Below are 25,210 nucleotides of genomic sequence, written 5' to 3'. Positions count from 1 at the left end.
CCTAAGGGCCTCTTTTAGGCCTTTTTTTTGACCCTGTTTTTATACTTATACGATTTATGAATGTGATGTATTGTTTATATATATTATGTGAATCTAATTGGGCGCCCTATGATCGAAATATATTAATTTTCATAAGTTGGCGGAGAATTCTATGACGATGATGATTCAGATAGGCGGATTAAGCGTTGCCCAATCCTTGGTGGACCTAGTGGAGCGTGAAATTTGCCCGGGTACTGGTATCAGCGCTGCCCATTTTTGGCGTGAAACGGCGTTGATCGTTGCGCAGCTGGGGCCCATCAATAGAGAGCTGTTGCAGGTCCGCGATCGGATGCAGGCGCAACTCGATCGTTGGCACCAGGATCGCGTCGGCCAGGTGTTCGAAGCGAACGACTATCGAGCATTCTTGGTCGAGATCGGGTATTTACAGGCCGATGTGGACGACTTTCAGATCAGCACCGACGAGGTAGATCCTGAGATTGCCCAATTAGCAGGCGCCCAGTTGGTGGTGCCACTGATGAACGCCCGTTTTGCCCTCAATGCCGCCAACGCCCGTTGGGGCAGTCTGTTCGATGCCCTCTATGGCAGCGATGCGATCCCTTATGATCAAGCCGCCGGTGATCTTATAGGCTACAACAGAGCGCGCGGCAGCGCGGTGATCGCGGCCGCCAAGGCGCATTTGGATTGCGTTGCGCCTTTGCGGCAGGGCAACCATGCTCAAGTTCAAGGTTATCGCGTCGACGCTGGCGAACTGGACGTGTTGCTGGTTGACGGCCAGCACACCCGCTTAGTGGATCCGGCAACCTTTGTCGGTTTCACGGGTCAGAGTGCATCACCACAGTCGATCCTGCTGCGCCATCATGGCCTGCATGTGGAGATTCAAATTGACCGGCAGGGCGCGATCGGTGCCCAAGATTTGGCCGGTGTACAAGACCTTTGGGTCGAGGCGGCGCTCAGTACCATCATGGATTGCGAAGATTCGGTCGCCGCCGTCGATGCCGAGGACAAGGTCGCGCTCTATCGTAACTGGCAGGGTTTGATGACCGGTGACCTTAGGGTTACCTTTCGCAAGGCGGGCCAGGCCCAGACCCGCCGCCTGGCGACAGATCGAACCTATAACGCCGCACCGGGCGGCGAGTTGACCTTAGCCGGGCGCAGCCTGATGTTTATTCGTCATGTCGGTCATCATATCTTGACCGACGCGGTGCTCGATGCCCAAGGTAATCCGATTCCCGAGGCTATTTTGGACGGCATGATTACCAGCCTGTCGGCGATCCACGACCTGCAGCGGCGCGGCAACAGCCGAACCGGCAGTATCTATGTGGTTAAACCTAAGTTGCATGGCCCGGCCGAAGTGGCCTTCGCGGTCAAGTTGTTCGGCCGTATCGAACAGGCATTGGGATTGGCCGAAAACACTCTCAAGATCGGCATTATGGATGAGGAACGGCGCACCAGTGTGAACTTGAAGGCCTGCATCTTTGAGGCTCGGCAGCGCTTAGTGTTTATCAATACCGGCTTTCTCGATCGCAGCGGTGATGAAATCCACACCAGTCGCTATGCCGGGGTCATGGTACCCAAGGCCCAGATGAAGCAAGCGCCTTGGTTGGCGGCCTATGAACAGCACAATGTGGCGGTCGGCCTGGCCTGTGGCTTAGCCGGTCGGGCGCAGATTGGCAAGGGGATGTGGGCCATGCCCGACGAGATGGCCGCGATGTTGCGGCAAAAAATCGTCCACCCCATGGCCGGTGCCAGCACCGCCTGGGTGCCGTCGCCGACCGGTGCGGTGCTGCACAGCCTGCACTATCATCAGGTCGATGTGGTCGCGCGGCAACAGGATGCGCAGGTCCGGCAAGATGTGAACTTAGCACAGTTGCTCAGCCTGCCGCTCTTAGCCGATCCGAGCGAGCTCACGGCGCTGCAGATTCAACAGGAGTTAGACGGCCATGCTCAGGCCGTACTCGGTTATGTAGTGCGCTGGGTCGAGCAGGGTATTGGCTGTTCGACGGTGCCGGATATTAGCAACATGGGCCTAATGGAAGACCGGGCGACCCTGCGTATTGCCAGTCAACATCTCGCCAACTGGCTGTTACAGGGTGTTATCGACCGGGCTTTGGTGCTGGTGACGTTGGAAAAAATGGCTCGGATCGTCGATGGCCAAAACCGCGCGGATCCGCTCTACCGGCCGATGGGACCGAATTATCACACCAGTCTCGCCTTTCAGGCGGCCAGCGCCTTGATCCTCAACGGCTCAACACAGCCCAATGGCTACACCGAGCCGTTGTTGCATGCCTATCGTAGGCAAGTAAAGGCGCGTTCGGCGGCTATTGTTTGACCTGGTAGATGGCCGCTGGGTCGTTGTTGGCCAGGCCATTAATATTGCGCAAGGTGATCTCGGCGATGGCGGTTAAGGCTTCCTGGGTGAAAAACGCCTGATGGCCGGTGATCAATACGTTCTTAAAGGTTTGTAAGCGGGCGAGCATATCGTCGTGCAGTATTTCATCGGAGTTGTCTTCGAAGAATAGCTCGGCTTCTTCTTCATAGACATCCAAGCCGAGATAGCCGATGTGGCCCATTTTCAACGCATCAATCACCGCCCGGGTATCGATTAACGCACCGCGGCTGGTGTTGATGAGCATCAGGCCCGGTTTCATCTGATGGATCGAATTACTGTTAATGATGTGCCGGGTCGTGGCTAGCAGCGGGCAATGCAGGGAGATAATATCGCTGTCGGTCCAGATCTGCTCTAGTGGTACATAGGTCGCGGCGGTTTTTTCAAGCTCTGGGTTGGGGCAGGGGTCGTAGCAGTTTACCCGGCAGCCGAAGCCGAGCAAAATGTTGCAAAAGGCCAAGCCAATCTTACCGGTACCGATCACTCCGACCGTTTTGCCATGCATATCGAAACCGAGCAGGCCATGCAAAGAATAGTCGTTTTCACGCACCCGGTTATGGGCCCGATGCAGATTGCGATTGAGCGATAGGGCTAGCGCGACGGCATGTTCGGCCACGGCATAGGGCGAGTATTCCGGTACCCGGGCGACTAGGATGCCACTGGCGTCGGCCTGCACCAGGTCGACATTGTTGAAGCCGGCGCAGCGCAGCGCAATCATCTGCACCCGATGGTCAGCCAGAGTCCGGATAACCGGCGCCGAAAGGGTGTCATTGACAAAACAGCAGACCACATCGAAGCCCTGGGCCAGAATGGCGGTCTGCTCATCCAGATGCGGCTCGAAAAAGGTCATCTGATGTTGATCCTGATTGACCGCGCTCAGGTGCGCCCGGTCGTAGGGTTTACTGCTGAATACGGCAATTTTCATTGGCTTACATTCCGTTAGCAAGATTCAGACTGATGGGCTGTGGCGACTATTTGGGGTCTCGGGTCTCAAGTGTCGGGTCTAGGGTTGGAACGTAACTTCCTCATCATCGAGCCAGAGTCGCTCGACCAGGATATCGTTCTCTATTTTGCCATCATCGAAGGTGGCAAATCGAATCGGCACAAACTCCAATTCTGGCGCCACCCAGATGAGTTTCTTTTGCTTCGATTGGAGCGGCCAGAGCTGCTTGATAATAAGAGTATGAACCCGGCCATTGGGCAGCAGCAGCAATTCTTCACCGATCACCTCGAATTTTAAGGCGACCGGACGATTGTGACGCATAAATTGAAACGCAAAGCTCTTGCCACCTTCCATCAGCGCGGCTCGCATCGGCAGCTGGAAGCTCATCGGGTCGTGAATCGGGCTGGCCAGGCTGTACTCAAAGAAATCTTTTTTGACGTATCCCGTCAGCCACTCTTTACCCCAATCAAATTGCCAGTCGACGTGTTCCTTAAAAAACAACACCTTGCTATCACGCTGATAGCTAAGCGGCCGGTATTGGCCCTCAACGGTTTCACCGACCGAGCGTTCAAAGGAGTTAATCGGGCCTCCGTCGGTCTCGAGCTGCAGGGACCAGTTACCCTGAACGTCAGAAAAAAAGGTCATTACCCCATCAAGTTTGATATCCAGAGCACCGTGGCGCGTGGCGGTGATCTCAGCGCGATAGTTACTCAACGCGAGGCTCTGACCGGCGATCAGGCAGGTTACCAAAAAAACACCTAGGGACTTACAACTCGACAGCAATGGCATACCCGGTTAACAATCCAAAAAAACAATTAGTCAGCAGTATTATCTATTTGTTTGGGAAACAGAAGCGTTTCACCGTCAAAGTGGGGAATGCCGTCGACAAAGATCAGTTGATCACGGCACAGCCAGGACAGCACCAGCGGGTAGAGTTGATGCTCAGCCACTAAAACTTTATCGGCCAAGCTGAGCGCTGTGTCCTGGTCGTCGATCGCAACGTGCGCTTGCGCTAGGAGCGGTCCACCGTCCAGTTCGGGGGTAACCAGGTGGACCGTCGCGCCGGCTTGGCGATCGCCGGCCGCTAGGGCGCGCTCATGAGTATGCAGTCCGGGATACTTGGGCAGTAAGGACGGGTGGATATTAACCATCCGGCCGAGATAGTGCGACACCAGGTCGGCGGTCAAAATCCGCATAAAACCGGCCAATACCACCAGATCGGGCTGGTATGAGTCGATGCGTTGCTGCAGCGCTTGGTCAAACAGTGTCCGTGAGGCAAATTGGGTATGATCTAGCGTGATGGCGTCGGCACCGTGGGTCACGGCCCGCTGTAGGCCCATCACGCCGGGGCGATTGGAAACCACCGCGACGACCTGGCCGGCCACGCTTTGGTCGGCGCAAGCATCGAGTATGGCTTGCAGATTGCTGCCGCCACCACTGATCAGGACTACTATTCTTTTCCGAATCATTAGCCGTTGATGCCATCAATCAAGACGCTGGCACCATCCTTGGCTTCAATCACGCCGATGGTCAGGGCCGGTTCGCCTAGGGCGGTCAGGCGCGCGATTATCGCTTGCTCAGAGGCGGCCGGGACCACCAGAATAAGCCCGATGCCGCAATTAAAGGTGCGCAACATTTCGCTATCGGTAATATTGCCCTGCTCCTGCAGCCAATTGAACACCGCCGGCATTTGCCAGCTCGTGGCATCGATGCGCACCGCCAGATGATCGGGTAAGACGCGCGGTAAATTTTCCCAGAAACCGCCACCGGTAATATGCGAGATAGCGTGTACTGGCTGGTCCTGTAACAGGGCCAGAACCGGCTTAACATAGATGCGCGTGGGGGCCATCAAGGCATCGGCCAGGCTGACATTGCCTAACATTTGGTTGGTGTCGGCATTGCTCAGCTCGAGCACCTTGCGTACCAATGAATAGCCGTTTGAATGTGGACCGGAGGAGGGCAAGCCAATAACGACATCTCCCGCTGCGACCTTGGTGCCGTCAATAATCAGCGCTTCTTCGACTACGCCGGTGCAGAAACCGGCCAGATCATAATCTTCACCCTCATACATACCGGGCATTTCCGCGGTTTCGCCGCCCACCAGGGCACAGTTGGCCTGTTGGCAGCCTGCGCCGATGCCGGCGATGACTCGACTGGCAATGTCAATGCTGAGTTTTCCGGTGGCATAGTAGTCGAGAAAATAGAGCGGTTCGGCCCCTAAGACGATTAGGTCGTTAACACACATGGCGACCAGGTCAATGCCGATGGTGTCGTGACGATTCAAATCCATCGCCAGTTTGAGTTTGGTGCCGACGCCATCGGTGCCGGAAACCAGGACTGGCTGCTTATATCCAGCCGGAATGCGACATAGGGCACCAAAGCCGCCAATGCCACCCATCACTTCGGGGCGACGGGTTGCCTTAACAGTACCTTTTATACGTTCTACCAGGGCATTGCCTGCATCAATATCAACACCTGCATCTTTATAGCTTAAAGAAGGTTTATTCTGGTCTGTCATTCGGGGCTCCAATCGTTTATCTGGGTGGTCTGCTCGCGCGGCGCGCGGATTGTAACAGGGTCTTTCTTGATGGTCAGCATGTTCAAACGGTCAGGATCCATCAAAGTCACAAAAAGAACAGCCTTTGTAAGGGCCTGAGTCACTTTGGTCTGTATTTTTTGCAACGCTCTGTCACAATGGCCCCTTGATTAGTCTGGGTTGCTGTTTTTGCCGCACCTGATGGGAGAATTATGCACACCACCTTGCCTCACGGCCACCCTGCGCGAATGTCGGGTCTGTTCGCCTCTTTGCTACTGCTTATGATCGTTGCAACGCCGACTTGGGCGGCAACCGAGTTGCCACTCTATCAGGAACGAATAGTTGTTAGTGGTAATGCAACCCCAAAAGAACAAGATAGCGCCATTAAACAGGCCTTCAAACAACTATTAGTGCGCGTGACGGGCATTCGTGCGACGCTTGACGAGCCAGCCATTGCGGCAGAACTGGGCCAGGGCAGTCGTTTTCTGTCATCGTTTCGGTTTGAAGAGAGTAGTGAGTTTTTTACCAATATTCTGGGTGAGCAGGTGGCCACTAAAGCCATGGTGTTGGACTTTGATAAGGCCACGGTAGACGATCTGTTAATTCAGAACCGCCTGCCGGTCTGGGGTGCCCGACGGCCCGACGTGTTGATTTGGTTGGCGGATCGACTCGACGGGCAGGATCATATTCTCTCCGACAGTGAAACCACCGAGGTTTCTGAGCTGCTAGCATCTGAAGCCGCTGCGCGCGGTGTGCCTCTGCTACTGCCGATTATGGACCTCACCGATACCTTGAATCTGTCTTTTGCCGATGTGAATGGTTTATTTTCGCAGGATATAGAGTTCGCTTCGGGGCGATACAATGCTGAGGCCGTTTTGGCTGGTCGAATTGTGCAACGAGAAAGTGACTTCAGCGCCGACTGGTTGCTGTTGTTTAAAGGCGAGCGCATCCGCCTGCCGGTACTCAGCGGAACTCTGGCCGATATTGTCAGCGAGGGACTGAATATGGTGGCTGAGCGCATGTCTAAGCAGTATGCCTTTGTCTCGGATCCTCAGCTGTCCGGCTCTGTTCGGTTACGGGTGGTCAACATTACCGATCTCACTGAGTTTGCGGCTATTGAGCGCTATTTACAGAGTGTTAATCTGATCACCGGTATTACGGCGCATCATTTCAGTGCTACCGATATTGTCTTCGAACTGTCGATCAGCGGCGACCGCATGCAGTTGGCCGATTTGCTCACCCTAGATGGTCAGCTGGTTAGGATCGAGGAAGCTTCGCTGGCCGCTGCGTTGGACAATCTATTGTATTATCAATGGCTGCCTAACTGATCGCTCTGCGGGCTCTAAAAAAGGAATTGTTATGCATATCACAGACTCCCAGAAATGGCTGATTTTGGCTGGAGTGCTCTTGCTCGGTTGGCTGATCGTGTCCCTGGCGCCGATCTTGAGCCCGTTTTTAACCGCCATCCTGTTAGCCTACCTGGGTGATCCACTGGTGGATCGACTCGAACAATGGAAAGTCTCGCGCACCAATGGCGTGATTATCACCTTTCTCCTGTTAACGCTGGTATTTGTCGCCGCGGCATTGTTGTTAGTGCCCGCGCTGGCGCGACAAGTCGATGATCTTATCTCGTCCCTACCGGCGGTCTTTGCCTGGATCCGCGACGTCGCCGCACCCTATCTTGAAAGTCGCTTCGGTCTGGTGATCATTCAGTTCGATTGGCTTGAGTGGGGCAAGCAACTGGATTGGGGTGCGACCGGCAATGTGGTCAAGACCATTGTTGGCAATCTGACTCAGTCGGGTATGGCGCTACTGGGTATGCTCACCAACCTGGTAATCGTTCCCGTGGTGACCTTCTATTTGCTACGCGATTGGGATTTGTTGGTCGAGCGGATTGGTGCCTTGGTGCCGCGCTTCTATATCGACTCGGTGTCCGATCTGGCGCAGCAATGCCATGAAACGCTGGGTGCCTTCTTTCGCGGTCAGCTAATGGTGATGTTTGCCCTATCGCTGATTTACTCCGGTGGCCTGATGGTGTTGGGCCTGGACTTAGGTCTATTGGTCGGACTCTTGGCCGGTTTGGCTTCCATCGTGCCTTATCTAGGCACCATAGTGGGTATCGGCGCCGGTCTGATTGCTGCCTATTTTCAGTTCGGTGATATCACCCATCTGCTTTTGGTGGTGCTGGTGTTTTCGATCGGGCAGGTATTGGAAGGCACGGTCCTGACTCCCAAGCTGGTCGGCGATCGTATCGGTTTGCATCCGGTTGCCGTTATGTTTGCCGTCTTGGCCGGAGGCCAGCTGTTCGGCTTTGTCGGGATTTTGCTGGCGTTACCAGCCGCGGCAGTGATTATGGTCCTGTTGCGTCGTGTGCATCTGAACTATCGTGCCAGTCGCCTCTACGGCCAAGCCGACGATGTGCTTAACGAGTCGTCTGAGGCCGAGCCGGAGCCTGCCCAATTGACTGCGGAGCCGGAGCCGATCGGCGATCAAGCGACGCATCAAAAGGACGACTCGTGACGCTTAAAGAGATACCCCATCAGCTGCCCTTACACGTCAGCTTCCGTGAAGACGCGGTGTTTGAAGATTTCTTGCCCGGTAATAATGCCGTGGCCATTGGCACGCTGCGCCAAGCGCTGGCAAAGTTAAGCGATCATCTGGTTTTTCTCTGGGGCGCGCCCGGAACCGGTGTCAGCCATCTGTTGCAGGCGGCGGTCCACGATTTGCAAAACCAGGGCTTGTCGGCCTTGTATTTGCCGCTGTCGGAATGTTTGGCTTACGGCCCTGAGGCTATCGAGGGTTTAGAGGACCTAGATGCTATCGCGTTCGACGACCTGGATCTGATCAACGACCATGCTCAGTGGCAGGAGGCCTTGTTTCACTTCTATAATCGGATGCAGGATCGAGGTAAGTTGATTCTCATTGGCGGATTGTGCAGCCCTTTGCACCTTGGTCTGAGCCTGCCTGACCTGAAGTCGCGGCTCAGCTCGGGTCTGACCCTGCAGTTAGTCAGCATGGGCGATGAAGAACGGATTGAATGGCTGGTCTGGAAGGGTCGCCGGCGCGGCTTAGTGATCGAAACCGATGTCGCCGAATTTATCATTCATCGGCACAATCGCAATATGCAGCAGATGGTCGCAACCTTTGATCGCTTGGATTCAGCTTCTCTGGCCGAAAAACGCCGCCTGACCATTCCCTTTATTAAGCAAGTCCTCGATTGGTAACAACCTAGCGAGACCTTAGGTCTGGCTAGGTTGCTTGCCGCTCATCAACAACTAATTGATGAAGGGATTGTTTAATCGATGAAGGGATTGTTTAATCGATGAAGGGATTGTTGCTCGACAGGTGGATCGGGTTTTCAAATTGCGCCAGTTTGATTGCGTCAGGGCTCAGGTCGACCTGATCGGCGCCCATCACCGATTCGCCAAATGAATAGATCGCCTGTAAGCCATTGCTGCGAACCGCCTTATCGACCGATCTCTGCTCTTCCAATACTGCCTCGTTGGCGACTCTATAACGAGTCATAGCCGGCGCACCGTGGCGCGTGGCCATCAGCTCACGAGTTTTAGCCGGCGAAAGCAACAGCGCGCTGGCATTATTGCCGCCGAAGCCCTTGGAATTGATGATGGTGCCCATCATTGATGCGCCGTCCTCCCCGACCGACTGATGATCCATCAAGATATTTAGATTCGAACTGTGCACGTCCTCGGCCAGATGATCGATCGTCTTGATCCCCGGAATCATGCCGGTGTGCCAGACGCCCAGGGCGGCCGTGATTTGATCCGCCGCCGCTGGACCCAGGGAATGGCCGACATAGGATTTGACCGCCGAAACGGACCAGTCTTTGATGGCAAAGGTCTTGGCCACCTCATTGAGAATATGGGATTCAGTAACGCGATTTTGCGGCGTTCCAGTGCCATGGGCCATAACGAAGGTTTTGTCCACATCTTTGCCTAATATACCCTGAGCCAGGGCCGCCGCCTTGGCCATGGTAATGTAGTTACCAATGCCCGGGCCGGAAATGGATTTCTTGTTGGCATCGGCGTTGACAAACACATCTGCGACCGCACCGAAGACGGTGGCACCGAGTTCCAGGGCCAGCTCATCGTCCATCAGAATAAGGAATTGGGCCGACTCGGCCAGGGTGAAGCCGACATTCGATGAGAAGGGTCGGCAGGCTCGGCGGTTGTCCGCCTTGCTGGCATCATCGAGGTCACGCAACTGCTCGTCTTCGGCCAGGGCGCCCATGACGCGAAAACCTTCCATCAGTTCCGGCACGATCGGCGCCTCGGCGTTGCCGACAATAGCGACGCGACACTGGCCCGATTGAATGTCGTGCAGGCCTTGACGCAGGTTGTATAAGAAGGTCGCGCAGGCCCCAGCGTTCGATCCGGTATTGCCGACGCTGTTGATGATATAGCTGTTGATAAAGTCGGCGGACATCTCGGGAAAGCTCAGCGGCATCATCTTCGAACTGACGCGTTTGCCGTTATAGCCGGCCTGTATCAGCCCCTTGAGACCGTATTGATCGAGTTGGCTGAGCGATGAGCCGGCATAGACCGAGACCGCATCGGGCGATATCTTCGCCATAATCGCCTGCCAAGGCATGCCCAGTGACTGAATTGCATCCGAAGCGCCATAGACCGCCATTTGCAAGCCGCGGGGGTGGTGGGCCGAATTATAGTGTTCCGCTGGGTTAAAGCCGGCCGGCAATTGACCGGCCGAAGAGACCTTGGCGCTATAGGTATCGGGGATCACGGTGTCCAAGCGCTCGCTAAGCGTAACCCGACAGGTTTTCGCATCGACATCGTTGACCGTCCAATTGTCGGGCAGGGTATTGGGCATATGGTGTTTTTTGATGGTAAAGCTGACCGGTTCGGCAAAGTTCAACTCTGCCTTTTGGCCGGTGGGCACGGCGCTGGGGTCAAAATGGGTCTGGGCATCGATGCGCCGGATCAGGGTACCGTCGAGTATCGCCTGTCGGGTTTGCGGATGCGCAGGGTCCAGTCCCATTAAAGTGGCTAAATCCTGCCAGGTATCGGCCATCTGGTTTTCGCTGAGTGCTTCATGCACCAAACGCTTGTGGGCGTGGTGCATTGACGTGCGGCCAGCGGCGTTTATGCCGCCAAAACCAACAATGACAGGAAGCTTTTTCATGCGCAAAACCTTAATGTTTTAGAGGCGGTCAATATAGGCATTATCTTGCCGATCTGTTATAACTAAGCGGACATATTATTAAACTATTCGGTCAATTATGAACATTGCGTTTGTGCTATACCCGCAAATTTTGGCCACCGGTGTGTCGATTCCGGTCGAGATGTTTCATGCCGCCGCGTTGGCCGCCGCCAACCGAGGCCAAGGCAATTTGCAACTGAGCTTTGTCGCCGAGCAGAAGGGACCGGTCACGGTCACGGCGGGTCTGCAATTGGTGGCCGATCACGATTTTAACGATACCTTGGATGTCGACTGGTTGTTTATTCCGCCGATGTGGGGCTCGCCCTGGTCGGTGCTCGGCCAACAAACGGCGCTGCAGAGCTGGATCGTCAAGCAATATCAACGGGGCTGTCGATTGATTGCCACCGGCACTGGCGTTGGCCATCTGGCGATGGCCGGTCTAATCACCGGTCGGGTCGCGACCACCCATTGGTACTATCTGCCGCGTTTTAGCCAACGCTTCCCACAGGTTAAATTCCAAAAACAGCATTTCATTACCCATCAGGATGGCGTCTATTGTGCCGGTTCGATCAATGCGCAAACGGATTTAGTGCTCTATTTTATTGAACGGGAATATGGTGCGGCAGCGTTAGCGTTAGTTGAACAGCAGTTTATGCACGAACTCAAACGCACCTTCTCGACCCCGTTCTATGAACCCGGTGGCGGCATCCACGATGATGAAGCGGTGAGTGTGGCGCAAAGCTGGATCCGCAGTCATTATGCGCAGCCGATTAGCATTGGTCAGGTGGCCCAGGCGGCCGGGCAATCGGAGCGCCAGTTGCGGCGTCGCTTTGAACATGCGGTGGGTGAGTCGCCGCAACGGTATCTGTTGCGAGTGCGTATCGAGGCCGCCCAAAGCCTGCTGCGCGAAACCAATCTATTGATGATCGACATCGCCCTGGCCTCGGGTTTTAACGGCTCGGCTTACTTTTCTCGGATCTTTAAAAAGCACACCGCCATGTCGCCCGGTGGCTACCGCACCATGGTACGCAATAAACGCTTCTCGGTCGGTTCAGCAGACTAGTCCATCTGTTCCTCTTGCTTTTGTTTTTCCTTGGCCGCTTTCTTCAGAGGTCGTAACCAGACGACCGTGTAATAGAAGGTCGTCAGGATAAAAGTGCAGATCAGCAGACCGCCGACCAGTCCCTGAGGTGAGACGGTTTTTACCACACCCCAGACCAGGTAGGCCAAGAGGAAAAAGCCCAGCCAGCTGAGGTTGCGGGCATTAGGTGCCATCACGGTGGGAATGAAGAAGAGCAGGGGAAGGATGCTTAGTGCTGCCAAGAACAGACCCGACAGCAGCCATTGGTGCAGCGGCATGCTCGATGGGCTGGGTCCGGACAAGAAGGTGGCGACAAAGCAGGCGACAAAGAGCAATGCAAAATGCAGACGTATTTTTTTGTTGATCTGAGCTTGATTAGTGGTCATTTAGGAGCCTTAAGCTGTAGTGCGCCAAGCGTTTGCCCTGGCCAGTGGCCAGTTTAGCCACCTCGGCACTGAGGTTTTGGTGTTGTTCGCCGGCAATATGAGACACGCCATAGGGCGTGCCGCCCCCGTAATCGCTGTGCAGAGCCGGTTCGCTAAAGGGCACACCGGTGATCAGCATGCCATGGTGGAGGAGCGGGTTCATCATCGACAGCAGGGTGGATTCTTGACCGCCATGGGGTGTGGTGGTGCTGGTAAAGACCGTTGCCGGCTTACCGAGCATTTGGCCGTTGATCCAACTGGAGGTGGTCTGTTCGAGAAAGTACTTGAGTGCCGCAGCCATATTGCCGAAGCGGCCTGGAGACCCCAAGGCCAGACCAGCCGCACCGGCAAAATCCTCGGGTGTGCAATAAAGCGGTCCCTGATCGGGAATGGTATCGATGGCCTTATCAAAGCCCGGACCGACCTCCGGCACGGTGCGCACGCGCGCTTCTATCCCAGCAACTGACTCGATACCGGCCGCCAGCGCCTCAGCCAATTGGGCCACGCTTCCGTGGCGACTGTAATATAAGACTAAAATATAGGGCACCTAGAGTATCTCCAGTAGGGCATCAGTTGGTCGGCCGATGCGCGCACCCTTGGCGGTCACGACTATGGGTCGTTCGAGTAGCTTAGGGTAGGCCGAGATAGCGGCGAAGATGGCTTCGTCTGAGGCCGCGGGCGACAGGCCGGCGAGCGTATATTCGGCGTCTTTGCTGCGCAGCAAATCGTGCGCTGGGCGCTTTAAACTGGCCAATAGGGCGCGCAACTCGATCACGTTTGGCGGGACTCGGCGGTAGTCGCGCAGTTCAATGTCGATGCCCTGTTGCGTCAGCAGCGCGAGCGCCTGACGGGATTTTGAACAGCTGGGGTTGTGATAGATCGTTGCTTTCATCTCGTTCTTGAGTCCTTGTTTTGCCACTAGTTTACCGTCTTTTTCTCTGCACAGGGTAACGGCCGGGCTATTGTTCTTGGTCGCTCAGATCGTCAGTGGGAATGTTTTGAGTAAGCTGATAATAGCGATAAACCCGTTCCAATTCGTTCTGATGCCACATCTGGGCGGCGGCACCATTGTCCAGTCCCTGATAAACTCCCAATTGCATTAATTTCTGAAAAAAGCCTGGGCGAGGGTAGGGTTCCCCGGATTTCTGGATAACCACCGCCGCTAATTGTGGCAGCTCCAAGAGCGCATCATCCTCCTGGCACGCTTCCAACAGCGCGGTGGTTTGACCGATGCTATTGGGCGGCTGAAAGCCCAATTGTGCGGTCAGACTTTTGTAGTCCAGGGTTGCCTCTTTTTGCGCGCACTCAAGAAGTATGGCTCGCAACCGGTTTGTGTCGGGAATTTGAAACATGAGTTACCTGTGCAAGGTTCGATTTTCTGGGGCCAAACGGTCATCAAGTGACCCTTAGGGTCACCTTTACTTCGACCGGCTCGACGCTAAATGTGACGCCACGCTCAGGCCAAGAATAAAGTATTTAATGTGTGAAGTCGTTCCATAATTATCATTTACAGCATGATACGGTTGCGCTCTATACAGAACCTCATCTCAATAATGCAGAGGTTTTGGGGGAGAAAGCAATGAACATGACAAAGCCGTACCAATCGATTCTACGCGTACTAATTTTGGCCACTATTACCGTCTTGTCAGCTTGCAGTCAGGAATTTGGTGGCGATGGTGAGCGCACGGCGGTTATCAATGAGCAGGGCCGGTCACTCTACAATGGCCAATGTGCATCCTGCCACGGTCCCAATGGTGAAGGTGGTTCCGGTGGTGCCCTGATTGCCTGTGCGACCTGTGGCAACGAGGCCTCATTGATCGCCAAGATCGAGCGCGACATGCCCAACAGCAGCAGCCCGATGCACGGCAGCGATGCCGCCGATACGGCGGAATACATTATCGCCGCCTTTAATGAACATGCCAATGGCAAAGTAGAGCGCGCCTTGCCGGGTGTGGCGACCCTGACGCCGAACGAGGCCGTCTACAAACTGGCCTTTGAGCTCGCCGGGCGGCTGCCCACCGATGCCGAAATATCCGCCTTTGCACGGGATTTGGACGGTGAGAAGGCGGTCATGTATGGCTTTATGGAGACCGACTACTTCTACGAACGGCTCAAGGACATGTTCAACGATTCGATGTTGACCGACTACGCTCGGCGCGAGAATACCAATAGTGGTAACTCGGTTGAGAACCTCTTCGCCTCGCTCGAATCGCCGGTGAACGTCGGTCAAAACGCAAAATACGATGTCTATCCTAACCTGAACTGGGAGCAGGACTTTGTCGATGCCATCAGCATCGACGGCAAGATTTCCACCACCTATCTCGATTACTTTACCGATGAAGCCCTGGGCCGCCGACCGATGCTGTTGGTGGAATATCTGGCGCGCAATGATCGTAACTTTAAAGAATTCGTCTCCGCTAAATACACGGTGGTAAACCGCTTTTCCTATGAAGCCCTCGGCGCCGGTCGTGCCGGCACGCATGTGCGTATCGTGGATCCCGATTTACCCCTGCCTAACGGCGCATCGGCGGTGGTAACCAATCCGCAGTGGAGTGCCTTTCAGAACGTCACCGAGGTTGAAGAATATCTCGATGTGATCGAGCTCTATGGCAATGTCGGCACTAACGGCGACCATTATGTGGTGCGCGATTTTCCCTACGATCCACGCGATATCAAGGCCGCTCAGCTGTTCTACAATGACGAAAACGGCAATGCCAAAACCGAGGGCGTGCCCCATTCCGGTGTTCTGACCGATGAGGTCTTCCTGAATAAGTACACCGCCACCGAAACCAATAAACACCGAAATCGTGCGCGTATGGTCTATTGGTTCTTTGCCGCCAAGGATCTGCTCGCCATTGAAGGCAATCGCAATGCCGATCTGTTGGAATTCGAGGACTTTGGCAACAATGTCGGTGAGACCGATCCGACCAACTCCAACCCGGACTGTCTGGTTTGTCATGAAATAATGGACGTGGTGGCGGCCGCGTTCGAGAACTACAGCCTGTCGGGCGTCTACGACACGCGCAATCCCGATAATGTGCCCGATCACGACCTAGCCATCAGTTGGGGCCTGAGTTCCGCTAAGATCAAGACCACCGGGACCATCGACCAGAACTACTATTCTCGGGAGCTGCAGTGGTTAGGTGAGCAGGTCGCCAATGATCCGGCCTACTCGCGTGGCATCGCGCAGATGATCCTTAAGGGCCTGACCGGTCAGGATGTATTGGGGGAACCGAGTGAGGATTCGCCCGAAGCCTATGTCCAGGCCTATAAAGAACAGGCACGCCTAATTGTGCATGCCGCAGCCGAATTCGAGGCCGATGAGTTCAACATTAAGGCGTTGATCTATGCCATTTCCAAGAGTGCCTACTATCGCTCAACGGGCATGTTTTATAACGATCTGGCTGAGGATTACAGCCAGATAGGCTCATTGCGCTATTTGCCCCCCCAGTTACTCAATCAGAAGCTGCGCGCGCTCAATTCCGGCGGCTGGAATCAATCGCTGCGCCTGGATCAGCTAAATTCACGGCTGTTTATGGGCGGCAAAAATTCCACCGATATATTCCGCGATGCCGATTCGGTGAGCGGAATTATCTCTGCGGTGACCGAACGGATGGCCGTCGAGGAGGCCTGTGACATCGTGCGCAACGAGTTTAGTACCAATCGACTGGAGCGCACGCTGTTTAAATTGGTCGACGATACAACCGATCTGAATGCCAGTTCGGCCAATGCTCGCCAAGGTCAACTTAAGGCGATCCGCGCGACCATTACTCAGCTCTATTTGGCGGTCTTGCATCAGGAGGTGTCATTGGATAGCGAGGAGGTTGCAATCACCTTTGAGCTGTTCCAAACGGTATTGGATGCCAATATCGACTCGCCCTGCAACACCGGTGGCGGTGCGCGAGCGGTGCGCGAAGCCTGGTACGCGGTAATGGTCTATCTAATGACCGATTACCGTTTTATCTACAGCTGATCGACAGGAGATTTGACCATGAATCGCAGAACCTTTCTTAAAAATGCCAGTGCCTCCGGCATGGTGCTGATGGCACCGTTGTCCCTGTCCCTGTCATCCACGGCATCAGCGGCGACCGACCTAAGTCCGGTCGGGCAATACTTCGTCTTTGCCCATCTGGGCGGTGGTTGGGAACCGACCACCTTCTGCAACCCGCACGGCAATAAGCTGCGCTCGACGGTGGGTGTGGAGCTGGGTAAGCAAGCCAGTCAGGTGCGCAATGCCGGCAGTCCGGTCAATCGGTTTCCCGCCTCAGCCATTCGCCGGGCCCAAGATATCTATGCCGGCACCAGCAGCATCGATGCTGATCTGAAGTATGCCCCCTATTTGGGGACCTTCAATCAGGCCGGCGCCGCTGGCGAACTGGATGATGACAGCGCCAATCAGGGCTTAACCAGCGCGCATATTCAGCAAATACTCAGTGGCGAGCTAGTCGCCGACCTGTTGACCGCGGCGCCCAGTGCCGGTTTTAGTTGGCAAGGCACCAAGACGGTGGCGCAAATCAGTGTTAATGCTAGGGCTATTATCGAAGGCACGGTGACCACCATCGAATTGGGCGCGATCGCGACCGATGAGTTGGTCGATCGCAACCTAGCGCTAAACGGCACCCAGATGGCGGCCAATCTCTTCGTTTACGATGCCTTTGTCTGTTTGCACGCCGATCAGTTGCGCGTGCTCAATGGCGTCGACAATCGCACCAACTCGCACGATACCGGCACCATGTATGCCGATACCGGCAGCATGAGTGCCGGTTATCCCGACTTCAGCGCGCTCTATGCAGCGGTGCAGGGTGCCGACCGGCCTCTGGCCTGGATGACCGATGGCCGGGGCAACGACGAACCGGCCGGGCTGGTGGCCCGCTCTGCCGCGGCCGATGCCAATTTCTTTGGCATCTTGGGCAATCCGACCAACGATATGGTCGAGCCCTTCGCCAACGCGCTCGATATTGCCCAGACCAAACGCAGCCAACTCCAGGCCAGCCAGGAAAATCTCCCGCTGCGGTCCCAGTACCGCAGCCAACTCTATTTGGTGCGGGATCAAGGCCTTGAATTTGCCGGTGTTGCGGCGCAAATATCCGATCCGGTCGCGGGTTCACCGGCCGACCTTATTCGCCTAGCCGCTGGTGGCAGTGGCACCCGCAACCATATGCGCATCGGTGCGGCCGGTTTTTCCACCGGCATGGCCTCGTCGATGCAGGTTGGCTTTGGCGGTTTTGATACCCATGGCGATCACGACAACAGTCATTATCCGCGTATTCGCACCGTACTGAGCGATTTGCACTATCTGTTTCAAGCGCTCGAGGTCTATGGCGTGCGGCAGCAAACAACGGTGGTTGTGGGGTCGGATTTTGGCCGTACGCCCTGGTATAACGACGGCGATGGCAAGGATCATTGGGCCGTAACCAGCTATATGTTGCTTGGCAATGGCGTTGCCGGTGGCACGGCGGTCAATGCCACCAATGGTCTGATCGAGGCGTTAAACGTCGATCCGGTAAGCATGACGCCGGTGGCCAGTGGCGGCGTTAAGATGACCGCCACCCATTTGCATGCCGAAATGCGCAAGCTGGCGCTGATCGATAGCCATCCTTTCGCCTTACGCTTTCCGCTCGAGGCTGAAGAAATTCCGATCTTCGGCTAGAGCGTGACTAAACTTTAGGGGCCGGTGCCACCTCTGTGTTCGGTTGAGGCGGCCTATGCAAATAGGGCGCGAGGCGAGGGGTCTAACTTGCCAAAATATTTAATAGATTAGAAGTGAACCCTATGATTATGAAAAGCGCAGTTTTAGTGTTGAGTTTGCTGATCTTGAGCGGTTGCAGCACCGTCAGTCCTTGGCAACGGGGCACCCTGGCAAAACCTGAAATGCGGTGGTCGCCCGATGTGCTTGAGAGCACCCTAGACGGCCATATCTATTTTGCCAAAGAAGCCTCGTCCGGCGGCGGTTCTGCCGCGGGCGGCGGCTGTGGATGTAATTAACGCAGGATTGCCCATGAACCAGAAGTTAAAGTTATTGGCCCAGAGTGCCTTCGCCATTCCCGGCATGATTGCGGCAGCCCATGCGGCCGGGCCGGCGGCCACGGAAGCCTCCTATCGTTATTCATATTACAGCGAAGATGATAGCCCCGCGGCTCGCGATGATTCCGGTGGCGCCCAGGATCGTTACAAAATTCAGGTACATCAGTTCCATCTGCTCACGCCGCTGACCGATAAACTTGCACTGACCGTCGAAGGCAGCTACGAGACCATGGCCGGTGCATCGCCGGTATACACCTATGTCCCGGCCGGAGAAGACACGGTCTACACGCATTTTTCCGGCGCCTCCCAGGAGCAGCGCTACGACCTAAACGTGAGTGGCCGAGTCTATGGTTCGACCTCGGATCTGGGCGTTGGCGCCTATGTGTCGGTGGAGCGGGATTATCTGGCCGTGAGTGGCTCAGTTGATGGCAGTATTGCCTTGAACGATCAGATGACCACGGTCAGCGGTGGGGTCAGCGGCGGTTATGATCTGATTGAGCCGACCTCCGCCTATGAGGCCGGTTCCACCGCTCAAGCGGCCAATGAACCAGCGCGCTTTGGCGCCAGTGGCCAAAGCAAGTGGCAGGTGTCGGTATTCGAGGGTGTGGGCCAGATTATCGATATGAACACCGTTGTACAGGCCAACCTGGCCTTTACCTATAAGAACGGCTACCTATCCGACCCCTACAGAGACTGTCCGCACGCCGAAAACGTACCCTGTGATATTCGCCCTTCGACCCGTGCGATCGGCATCCTGGGCCTGGGCCTGCGCAAATTCCTGCCCAGTCTCAATGGTGCGCTGCACGCCGATTACCGACTCTTTGTCGATACCTGGGACGTTGCCTCCCATACCGTTGACGTCGATTATTATCAGAACTGGGCGCCTAACTGGCGCCTCTTTACGGCGAACGATATTAAATTTCAATTGAGCCCAGGCATACGCTATTACCTGCAAAGCAGTGGTTACTTTTATGAGGTGCCAGATCTCAACGACAGTATCGGCGGCCAAGTCTATAACACCGATACCAGCCGGTATTACTCCAGCGATCCCCGTTTGGCGCAATACGGAGCCATCGCCTTAAAAACTCGCCTGCGCGTCGATTTTCGCCAGTTTAGTTGGGTCGGTGCCCTGGAACGCTATGTCGCCAATCCGGAATTTGGCTTTAACTCGAGCGAAATCCCCGGCTTACCCACCTTTTGGCGCTTCACCACGGGACTGGATTACCGCTTTTAATGACGCCGGTACTACTCAAACGGCGCTTTAAGGCTATGGGCGGGCCATGCGAATTGAACCTATGGCTCGATCCGGGAGAGCCGGTGGCCAATCAAGCCCTGTTTTCCCAGCTGGAATCCGAACTTGGTCGCTTGGAAGCCAAGTACAGCCGTTTTCAATCGCACAGCCTGCTGTCCCAAATCAACCGCGGTGAATGGAACAATCGGGCGTTGGACGCCGAAACCTGTGGGTTATTAAACTATATCGATCACTGCTTTGAACTGAGTTGTAAACTTTTTGACCCGACTGTCGGCATTTTGCGGCGAGTGTGGGATTATAGTCGGTCTGAGTTGCCCGACCCGGTGGCCTTAGGCCGCTTAATGCCATCGATTGGCTGGCCTAAGCTGGCGTGGACCGGCCACCATTTGCGCCTGTTGCCGGGCATGGAACTTGATTTCGGCGGCGTGGTAAAAGAGTTTGCCGTCGATCGGTTGGTGGTAATACTCAAACAACAGGGCGTCTCTGGCCTGGTGAATTTAGCGGGCGATATCGGTACCAGTGCTCTGCAGCCCGGCGACCGACCTTGGCAGGTTGCCATGCGCCATCCGCGCCACACCCAGACCGCCCTGGCCACGCTCGATTTGGCGATCGGCGGCTTGGCCGGCAGCGGCGACTATGAGCGCTTTATCACGGTTGCGGGGCGACGTTATAGCCATTTGTTGCGGCCTGATACCGGTTTTCCGCCGGTTGATGGCTTGGCAGCTATCACGGTGTTAGCCGACAGTTGCTTAATGGCGGGCAGCGTTGCAACCATTGCGATGTTGGCCGGTCCTACCCTGGCCGAGCAAACCGTGCAGGCATGGCTTGATGAGATAAACATACCCTATTTGGCGGTCGATCAGACGCTGAATGTCTTTGGTTCTATTAAGGTGAACGGTTAATGAAAAGACTTGGACTGGTGTTGCTGTTTTTTGTTATGAACAGCGTTTGGGCAGGAGATTTTTTAGCCGTCGATGACGCGTTTAGTGTGTCGGTGGTCGGGGATGGCACAGAGCTGGTCGTGCATGTTGATATTGCCGATGGCTATTATCTCTATCAGGATCGCTATAACCTAATTCCTCAGGATGGCGCTGCGCTGTCCGACGGCCTATTCAGTGATAATGCCAAGGTTAAATACGATCCCAACTTTGATGAAGACATGACGGTTTTCTATCATAGCTTAGACGTTCGCCATCAAATCTTATCGGATCAAGGGCATATTCTGTTGGTCTATCAGGGCTGCGCCGATGCCGGTCTGTGTTATCCACCGCAGAAGCGGCTCTTTTCGCTCAGCGGCGAACCGATAAGGGTCGCACGCTCCGTGCCGTCCTTAGACTTGGATGTCGGCTCCGGTGATGCGGTCGAGCTATCGAGCCCGGTCATTACAGCCAATACCTCGAGCAGCGTGCCCATGTCTGGCCTGACAGTGCTCAGCGCGCTAATCTTTGCGTTAATCGGCGGTCTTATTCTCAATCTAATGCCCTGTGTGTTTCCGGTCCTGTCCTTAAAGGCCATGCATATGGCGCAATTTGGACAAGACTCTGCGCACACGCGCAACCATGGTCTGGCTTACACCGCCGGGGTGGTGATCAGTTTTATCGCGGTTGCGGGTCTGTTGCTGTTGATTCGGTATTTTGGTGAATGGGTCGGCTGGGGTTTTCAGTTGCAATCGCCGTTTTTCGTCGCCTTCTTAGTGTTGTTGTTCTTTGGCATGGCCTTGACCATGACCGGTTATATTGAAGTTGGCCAGAATCTAATGGGCGTGGGGCAGGGGCTAACCGAAAAATCAGGCTTGACCGGCTCCTTTTTTACCGGGGTATTGGCCACCGTGGTCGCCACCCCCTGTACGGCACCCTTTATGGGCTCGGCTATTGGCTTTGCTTTGCTGCAGCCGGCCTATGTCAGCCTATTGATCTTTGCGGCCATGGGCCTGGGTTTGGCGTTGCCAATTCTAGCGATCAGCTATGTGCCCGCCTTAGTGAAGAGGATGCCCAAACCCGGTGCCTGGATGGATCAATTTCGCCAGTTGATGGCATTCCCGCTCTATGCCACCGCGCTCTGGCTGCTCTGGGTGTTGGTTGAATTGCAAGGCTCGAACGCCCTATTGAAGGTGGGCCTGGGCTTGATTTTGTTCAGTTTGGCGATTTGGCCTGCTCTGACCGTGTTGCCGGGCCAAGCGCGGGGCAAGATCTGGTTCAAGCGTTTGACCCGCCTGTTGTTACTGGTGACCGCGCTCTCGATGATCCTGGATCAGCGCCGTAGCGTCGATATCTGGCAAGACTATTCCGCCGCTCTGGTCAGTCAATCCTTGGCCGAGGGTAAGAGTGTGTTTGTCGATGTGACCGCGGCCTGGTGCATTACCTGCAAAGCCAATGAACGCGTAGCACTGTCGGGTAAGCGCTTTGAACGCTTGGTCCGTGATAACGATATAGTCTTGATTCGAGCCGATTGGACCAATCCATCGCCAGCGGTTGATGCACTGATTGCCGGTTTTAATCGAGATGGCGTGCCGCTCTATGCCTTTTACTCGCAGGGTGATCCGGTAGCGCAGATCTTACCGCAGTTGTTGACCTATGGTCTGGTCGAGGAACTGTTTTCATCGGCAGCGCTTAAATAGCCTTAATTGCCGTCCATCGCGGGCCCGCCGGCCCGCTCATAGCCCACCTCCGTAGTCTTGAACACACCGTTTCGGCCTAATCGAGTAACCTTATTGAGGTAGATTTGAGCAACCGCTCTGCCAACAGCAGAGGTGGGTCGGTTTTGCCCCAATCTTCAGTTACACTGTACCCCTGACCGGTAGGGTGGCAGGTTTTTTAACTATAGTGCCGTACTGTTTGACCGTAATACCGGTCCAACTTTTTTCATATTAGGGTTTTTATTTTGGATCGACTTTACACACCGGCCATCCTGGATATTGAAGCATCGGGTTTTGGCAAGGGCAGCTACCCCATTGAAATTGGTGTTGCCGCGGAGACAGGCGAGGTTCATTCCTGGCTGGTGTTACCGCAACCGGACTGGACCCATTGGCGTGAAGAGGCGGCCAGCCTGCATCTGATTTCCAGGGAAGAATTGCTCTCAGATGGGGTGGCACCGACCACTATCGCGAACGAATTGAACGCGCTCTTTGAAGGCCAAACCCTCTATAGCGACGGCTGGGGATTTGATTCGGGCTGGTTGAGTCTGTTGTTCTATGTCGCCCGAAAAACCATGCTCTTTCGCTTGGACACCCTGCCCAAAATAATGTCCGACGATCAGTTGGCGCAATGGGATGAAACCAAAGCGCAACTGCGCCAGAGCAACGAATGGGTGCATCATCGGGCGGGTATAGATGCGCGTTTACTGCAGTTGACCTACAAAAAAACTGCCATAGATGAGCAACTGCGTAAGGCCTGAAGGCTCAGCCGGGACGTAGATAGCCGCATCTGTTGAGGGCTGAGTGTTATCCACTAGTCTCAATCGAATAGGCAATCGCCACAGCGGTTGCCAGATACTACCTTGAAGGGTCGCAAGCATGTCTATTCAAAACCAAATCGAACAAAAACTAGCCGCCTTCGCACCGACCTTTGTCACCGTGGAAAATGAGAGTCACAAACACTCGGTACCAGCCAACAGCGAAACCCATTTCAAGGTGGTGCTGGTCAGCGAGCAATTCGCATCAATCCGCCGGGTTGCGCGCCATCAACAGGTCTACCAGGCGCTCAGTGCTGAATTGGCAGGGCCAGTGCATGCCCTGGCCCTGCATCTCTATACGGCCACCGAGTGGGCCGGACAAGCGCCGGCATCACCCGATTGTCTGGGTGGCGGACGCTAAAGCCCTAAGACGGGGCGTGGAAGAGCAGATAGATATCGGTTAACAGCTCAGGGATGTCGTTGAACATCTGGGTCAATAACTCAGGCTGGCTGTAGAGTTTTTGGAAGTCCGGTTCATCCACAAAGAAGCCTGAAGCGGTCTCAATGGGTAGTAGCAACATCGCTAACTGCTCCTCTTCCTCATGTTGCCAAGCTTCGGGTCGCTCAAAGACCACTTCCATAAAGCCCTGACACCAGGCCTCCATATCGGACTCTTCATAGTCCAGGGTTGGTTCAAAGGTGACCGAGAGGTTAGAGTCCGAATAGAGCTCATCACCGATCTGCTTGTAGAGATCACTGCAGCCCTGGGCAAAGGCCTGTGCCTCGCTCTCCGGCAAATCAGTCAGTGGCTGATCGATGGCCGATTGCAACCACTCATCTGAAAGCGGTTCACTGCACAGGAAGAGGGCGGTTAAAAAGCCATGCAGGCCGTGGAAATCGAAACAATCTTCTGAGCGCTGCTCAGAATCCAGCCAATCGGCTATCTGATCTATATCTAAAGGAGTCATAGGTTTTTCAAACTGGAAAAAAACACAGTATATCGTTAAATTGGACCGTTGCCGAAATTCATTCTGCAAACAGACTGTTAATCGATCGCGGCGCTCGTTACAATCGCGCTCTATTTTTTGTCTCCTTGGCACAGCGGATAGCGCGGCTCCCTCCTAAGGAGCAGGTCAGAGGTTCGAATCCTCTAGGGGACACCATTTCTATAGACTGTTGGGTCGTGTCTTAGCGGCCAACTTTGAGAGGTTATATGTCCGGTACATTGGCGATCATCGGCGGCACAGGTTTAACAGAACTGCCCGGCCTGACCATTTCTGCGGCGCATGACATTCAGACGCCCTTCGGTGCACCCTCAGCGCCGGTATTGGAAGGCGAGCTCAATGGCTTGCGGGTGCTGTTTATCGCGCGCCACGGCCACCCGCACAAAATTCCACCGCACCAAGTGAATTATCGGGCTAACCTATGGGCCTTGCAGAAGCTTTACGCGACCGATGTCATTGCCGTCAATGCGGTTGGTGGGATCTCGAAAAACATGAAACCGGGTACTTTGATTTCCCCGGCGCAGATCATCGACTATAGCTTTGGGCGTGAATCGACCATCTTTGATGGCGAATTTGCCCCGCTATCCCATATCGACTTCAGCTTCCCCTACACCGAGACATTGCGTGCCGAGTTAGTCCGATCGGCAGCCAAGGTCGACCAAAAGGTGATTAATGGCGGCGTCTATGGGGTGTCGCAAGGCCCTCGGCTTGAAACGGCCGCGGAAATCTTCCGTATGGAGCGCGATGGCTGCGATATAGTGGGTATGACCGGCATGCCCGAAGCCTGCTTAGCGCGCGAACTCAAGCTCAACTTTGCGAGCCTGGGCCTAGTCGTCAATTCCGCGGCGGGCAAGGGTGCCAGCGCCATCACGCTCAAGGATATTGACGATCATCTGTCCGCCGGTATGCAGCGGGTGCGGCTTATACTCAGTCAGTTAGTGGTCGATTTCTATCAAAGCTAGCCAAGCAAGAATAAAAAAAAGCAGCCTTGGCT

Annotated in this window: 24 protein-coding genes and 1 tRNA gene; 15 read left to right on the top strand and 10 right to left on the bottom strand. The window is 55.0% G+C overall.

What is annotated here, in order from left to right; genetic code table 11:
• The first annotated feature begins 151 nt into the window (after positions 1 to 151).
• Positions 152 to 2,329 carry a malate synthase G gene (locus REIFOR_RS08780; protein WP_100257200.1) on the top strand — a complete coding sequence of 726 codons (2,178 nt, stop codon included), beginning with the start codon at positions 152 to 154 and terminating at the stop codon, positions 2,327 to 2,329.
• Here the strand turns inward: REIFOR_RS08780 and REIFOR_RS08775 are convergent.
• The 4 genes from REIFOR_RS08775 to purM form a co-directional block, all read right to left on the bottom strand.
• Positions 2,319 to 3,311, bottom strand: a complete 993-nt coding sequence (locus REIFOR_RS08775) for a 2-hydroxyacid dehydrogenase (protein ID WP_100257199.1) — start codon at positions 3,309 to 3,311, stop codon at positions 2,319 to 2,321. The two genes, REIFOR_RS08780 and REIFOR_RS08775, sit on opposite strands and share 11 nt — an antisense overlap.
• A 78-nt stretch (positions 3,312 to 3,389) precedes the next feature.
• Positions 3,390 to 4,079 (bottom strand): DUF3108 domain-containing protein, encoded by a 690-nt coding sequence (locus tag REIFOR_RS08770; protein ID WP_158524338.1) that lies wholly within the window; start codon positions 4,077 to 4,079, stop codon positions 3,390 to 3,392.
• A 65-nt stretch (positions 4,080 to 4,144) separates the two neighbouring features.
• Positions 4,145 to 4,798 carry a phosphoribosylglycinamide formyltransferase gene (gene purN, locus REIFOR_RS08765; RefSeq protein ID WP_100257197.1) on the bottom strand — a complete coding sequence of 218 codons (654 nt, stop codon included), beginning with the start codon at positions 4,796 to 4,798 and terminating at the stop codon, positions 4,145 to 4,147.
• On the bottom strand, positions 4,798 to 5,847 hold the full coding sequence (purM, locus tag REIFOR_RS08760; protein WP_100257196.1) for a phosphoribosylformylglycinamidine cyclo-ligase: 1,050 nt from the start codon (positions 5,845 to 5,847) through the stop codon (positions 4,798 to 4,800). Before purM ends, purN begins: the two co-directional genes overlap by 1 nt.
• Positions 5,848 to 6,077: 230 nt before the next feature.
• Between purM and REIFOR_RS08755 the strand changes: the two genes are divergently transcribed.
• The 3 genes from REIFOR_RS08755 to hda are packed head-to-tail and all read left to right on the top strand — an operon-like array spanning position 6,078 to position 9,089.
• Positions 6,078 to 7,193: a DUF2066 domain-containing protein gene (locus REIFOR_RS08755; RefSeq protein ID WP_100257195.1), complete on the top strand. Its 1,116-nt coding sequence runs from the start codon at positions 6,078 to 6,080 to the stop codon at positions 7,191 to 7,193.
• A 31-nt stretch (positions 7,194 to 7,224) separates the two neighbouring features.
• Positions 7,225 to 8,385: an AI-2E family transporter gene (locus REIFOR_RS08750; RefSeq protein WP_193437294.1), complete on the top strand. Its 1,161-nt coding sequence runs from the start codon at positions 7,225 to 7,227 to the stop codon at positions 8,383 to 8,385.
• Positions 8,382 to 9,089 (top strand): DnaA regulatory inactivator Hda, encoded by a 708-nt coding sequence (gene hda, locus REIFOR_RS08745; protein WP_158524337.1) that lies wholly within the window; start codon positions 8,382 to 8,384, stop codon positions 9,087 to 9,089. The genes REIFOR_RS08750 and hda overlap by 4 nt, the downstream gene beginning before the upstream one ends.
• A gap of 91 nt (positions 9,090 to 9,180) precedes the next feature.
• Here the strand turns inward: hda and REIFOR_RS08740 are convergent, their stop codons facing one another.
• Positions 9,181 to 11,022 (bottom strand): beta-ketoacyl synthase, encoded by a 1,842-nt coding sequence (locus REIFOR_RS08740; protein ID WP_100257193.1) that lies wholly within the window; start codon positions 11,020 to 11,022, stop codon positions 9,181 to 9,183.
• A gap of 97 nt (positions 11,023 to 11,119) precedes the next feature.
• Between REIFOR_RS08740 and REIFOR_RS08735 the strand changes: the two genes are divergently transcribed.
• Positions 11,120 to 12,103: a GlxA family transcriptional regulator gene (locus tag REIFOR_RS08735; RefSeq protein ID WP_100257192.1), complete on the top strand. Its 984-nt coding sequence runs from the start codon at positions 11,120 to 11,122 to the stop codon at positions 12,101 to 12,103.
• Here REIFOR_RS08735 and REIFOR_RS08730 read toward each other — a convergent pair.
• From REIFOR_RS08730 to REIFOR_RS08715, 4 genes are all read right to left on the bottom strand, one after another.
• Complete coding sequence (locus REIFOR_RS08730; RefSeq protein ID WP_100257191.1) at positions 12,100 to 12,507, bottom strand: DUF2069 domain-containing protein; 408 nt, start codon at positions 12,505 to 12,507, stop codon at positions 12,100 to 12,102. The genes REIFOR_RS08735 and REIFOR_RS08730 overlap by 4 nt on opposite strands.
• On the bottom strand, positions 12,497 to 13,093 hold the full coding sequence (wrbA, locus tag REIFOR_RS08725; protein ID WP_100257190.1) for an NAD(P)H:quinone oxidoreductase: 597 nt from the start codon (positions 13,091 to 13,093) through the stop codon (positions 12,497 to 12,499). The genes REIFOR_RS08730 and wrbA overlap by 11 nt, the downstream gene beginning before the upstream one ends.
• Positions 13,094 to 13,438, bottom strand: coding sequence for an arsenate reductase (glutaredoxin) (gene arsC, locus REIFOR_RS08720; protein WP_100257189.1), 345 nt, complete (start codon positions 13,436 to 13,438; stop codon positions 13,094 to 13,096).
• Between the two features lie 67 nt (positions 13,439 to 13,505).
• A complete protein-coding gene (locus REIFOR_RS08715; RefSeq protein ID WP_100257188.1) occupies positions 13,506 to 13,898 on the bottom strand; it encodes a hypothetical protein in 393 nt (130 codons plus the stop codon).
• A 227-nt stretch (positions 13,899 to 14,125) separates the two neighbouring features.
• On the opposite strand from REIFOR_RS08715, the gene REIFOR_RS08710 reads away from it, so the two are divergent.
• The 8 genes from REIFOR_RS08710 to REIFOR_RS08675 all read left to right on the top strand — a co-directional run bounded on the left by REIFOR_RS08710 (position 14,126) and on the right by REIFOR_RS08675 (position 23,633).
• Positions 14,126 to 16,519: a c-type cytochrome gene (locus tag REIFOR_RS08710; protein ID WP_100257187.1), complete on the top strand. Its 2,394-nt coding sequence runs from the start codon at positions 14,126 to 14,128 to the stop codon at positions 16,517 to 16,519.
• An 18-nt stretch (positions 16,520 to 16,537) separates the two neighbouring features.
• Entirely contained in the window at positions 16,538 to 18,196 is a 1,659-nt protein-coding gene (locus REIFOR_RS08705) for a DUF1501 domain-containing protein (RefSeq protein WP_100257186.1), read from the top strand.
• A gap of 122 nt (positions 18,197 to 18,318) precedes the next feature.
• Complete coding sequence (locus REIFOR_RS08700; protein WP_100257185.1) at positions 18,319 to 18,531, top strand: DUF4266 domain-containing protein; 213 nt, start codon at positions 18,319 to 18,321, stop codon at positions 18,529 to 18,531.
• Between the two features lie 13 nt (positions 18,532 to 18,544).
• Positions 18,545 to 19,804: a DUF3570 domain-containing protein gene (locus tag REIFOR_RS08695; protein WP_100257184.1), complete on the top strand. Its 1,260-nt coding sequence runs from the start codon at positions 18,545 to 18,547 to the stop codon at positions 19,802 to 19,804.
• Positions 19,804 to 20,724, top strand: a complete 921-nt coding sequence (locus REIFOR_RS08690; RefSeq protein WP_100257183.1) for an FAD:protein FMN transferase — start codon at positions 19,804 to 19,806, stop codon at positions 20,722 to 20,724. Before REIFOR_RS08695 ends, REIFOR_RS08690 begins: the two co-directional genes overlap by 1 nt.
• Positions 20,724 to 22,439, top strand: coding sequence for a protein-disulfide reductase DsbD family protein (locus REIFOR_RS08685; RefSeq protein ID WP_100257182.1), 1,716 nt, complete (start codon positions 20,724 to 20,726; stop codon positions 22,437 to 22,439). The genes REIFOR_RS08690 and REIFOR_RS08685 overlap by 1 nt, the downstream gene beginning before the upstream one ends.
• 263 nt (positions 22,440 to 22,702) lie before the next feature.
• Positions 22,703 to 23,215, top strand: a complete 513-nt coding sequence (locus REIFOR_RS08680) for a 3'-5' exonuclease family protein (RefSeq protein ID WP_227003644.1) — start codon at positions 22,703 to 22,705, stop codon at positions 23,213 to 23,215.
• A 118-nt stretch (positions 23,216 to 23,333) separates the two neighbouring features.
• The gene (locus tag REIFOR_RS08675; protein ID WP_100257181.1) at positions 23,334 to 23,633 is read left to right on the top strand and encodes a BolA family protein; all 300 of its coding nucleotides are present in this window, start codon (positions 23,334 to 23,336) and stop codon (positions 23,631 to 23,633) included.
• A gap of 4 nt (positions 23,634 to 23,637) precedes the next feature.
• On the opposite strand, the gene REIFOR_RS08670 is transcribed toward REIFOR_RS08675, so the two are convergent.
• Entirely contained in the window at positions 23,638 to 24,180 is a 543-nt protein-coding gene (locus REIFOR_RS08670) for a YecA/YgfB family protein (RefSeq protein ID WP_100257180.1), read from the bottom strand.
• A gap of 119 nt (positions 24,181 to 24,299) precedes the next feature.
• On the opposite strand from REIFOR_RS08670, the gene REIFOR_RS08665 reads away from it, so the two are divergent.
• Together REIFOR_RS08665 and REIFOR_RS08660 are read left to right on the top strand one after the other, a co-directional pair.
• A tRNA-Arg gene (locus tag REIFOR_RS08665) sits at positions 24,300 to 24,375 on the top strand.
• 50 nt (positions 24,376 to 24,425) lie between these two features.
• Complete coding sequence (locus REIFOR_RS08660; RefSeq protein WP_100257179.1) at positions 24,426 to 25,178, top strand: S-methyl-5'-thioinosine phosphorylase; 753 nt, start codon at positions 24,426 to 24,428, stop codon at positions 25,176 to 25,178.
• The last annotated feature ends 32 nt before the right edge of the window (positions 25,179 to 25,210 follow it).

This window comes from Reinekea forsetii, assembly GCF_002795845.1.
Classification (GTDB): domain Bacteria; phylum Pseudomonadota; class Gammaproteobacteria; order Pseudomonadales; family Natronospirillaceae; genus Reinekea; species Reinekea forsetii.
Note: the sequence above shows the minus strand (reverse complement) of the source record. Positions and strands in the feature narration are given on the sequence as shown.

Coding starts and splice junctions, on each gene's coding strand:
- REIFOR_RS08735 (WP_100257192.1), top strand. CDS start 11,120: ATGAACATTGCGTTTGTGCTATACCCGCAAATTTTGGCCACCGGTGTG.
- REIFOR_RS08685 (WP_100257182.1), top strand. CDS start 20,724: ATGAAAAGACTTGGACTGGTGTTGCTGTTTTTTGTTATGAACAGCGTT.
- REIFOR_RS08660 (WP_100257179.1), top strand. CDS start 24,426: ATGTCCGGTACATTGGCGATCATCGGCGGCACAGGTTTAACAGAACTG.
- REIFOR_RS08690 (WP_100257183.1), top strand. CDS start 19,804: ATGACGCCGGTACTACTCAAACGGCGCTTTAAGGCTATGGGCGGGCCA.
- REIFOR_RS08670 (WP_100257180.1), bottom strand. CDS start 24,180: ATGACTCCTTTAGATATAGATCAGATAGCCGATTGGCTGGATTCTGAG.
- REIFOR_RS08740 (WP_100257193.1), bottom strand. CDS start 11,022: ATGAAAAAGCTTCCTGTCATTGTTGGTTTTGGCGGCATAAACGCCGCT.
- REIFOR_RS08715 (WP_100257188.1), bottom strand. CDS start 13,898: ATGTTTCAAATTCCCGACACAAACCGGTTGCGAGCCATACTTCTTGAG.
- REIFOR_RS08780 (WP_100257200.1), top strand. CDS start 152: ATGACGATGATGATTCAGATAGGCGGATTAAGCGTTGCCCAATCCTTG.
- REIFOR_RS08775 (WP_100257199.1), bottom strand. CDS start 3,311: ATGAAAATTGCCGTATTCAGCAGTAAACCCTACGACCGGGCGCACCTG.
- arsC (WP_100257189.1), bottom strand. CDS start 13,438: ATGAAAGCAACGATCTATCACAACCCCAGCTGTTCAAAATCCCGTCAG.
- REIFOR_RS08705 (WP_100257186.1), top strand. CDS start 16,538: ATGAATCGCAGAACCTTTCTTAAAAATGCCAGTGCCTCCGGCATGGTG.
- purM (WP_100257196.1), bottom strand. CDS start 5,847: ATGACAGACCAGAATAAACCTTCTTTAAGCTATAAAGATGCAGGTGTT.
- REIFOR_RS08695 (WP_100257184.1), top strand. CDS start 18,545: ATGAACCAGAAGTTAAAGTTATTGGCCCAGAGTGCCTTCGCCATTCCC.
- REIFOR_RS08750 (WP_193437294.1), top strand. CDS start 7,225: ATGCATATCACAGACTCCCAGAAATGGCTGATTTTGGCTGGAGTGCTC.
- REIFOR_RS08755 (WP_100257195.1), top strand. CDS start 6,078: ATGCACACCACCTTGCCTCACGGCCACCCTGCGCGAATGTCGGGTCTG.
- purN (WP_100257197.1), bottom strand. CDS start 4,798: ATGATTCGGAAAAGAATAGTAGTCCTGATCAGTGGTGGCGGCAGCAAT.
- REIFOR_RS08710 (WP_100257187.1), top strand. CDS start 14,126: ATGAACATGACAAAGCCGTACCAATCGATTCTACGCGTACTAATTTTG.
- REIFOR_RS08675 (WP_100257181.1), top strand. CDS start 23,334: ATGTCTATTCAAAACCAAATCGAACAAAAACTAGCCGCCTTCGCACCG.
- REIFOR_RS08730 (WP_100257191.1), bottom strand. CDS start 12,507: ATGACCACTAATCAAGCTCAGATCAACAAAAAAATACGTCTGCATTTT.
- REIFOR_RS08700 (WP_100257185.1), top strand. CDS start 18,319: ATGATTATGAAAAGCGCAGTTTTAGTGTTGAGTTTGCTGATCTTGAGC.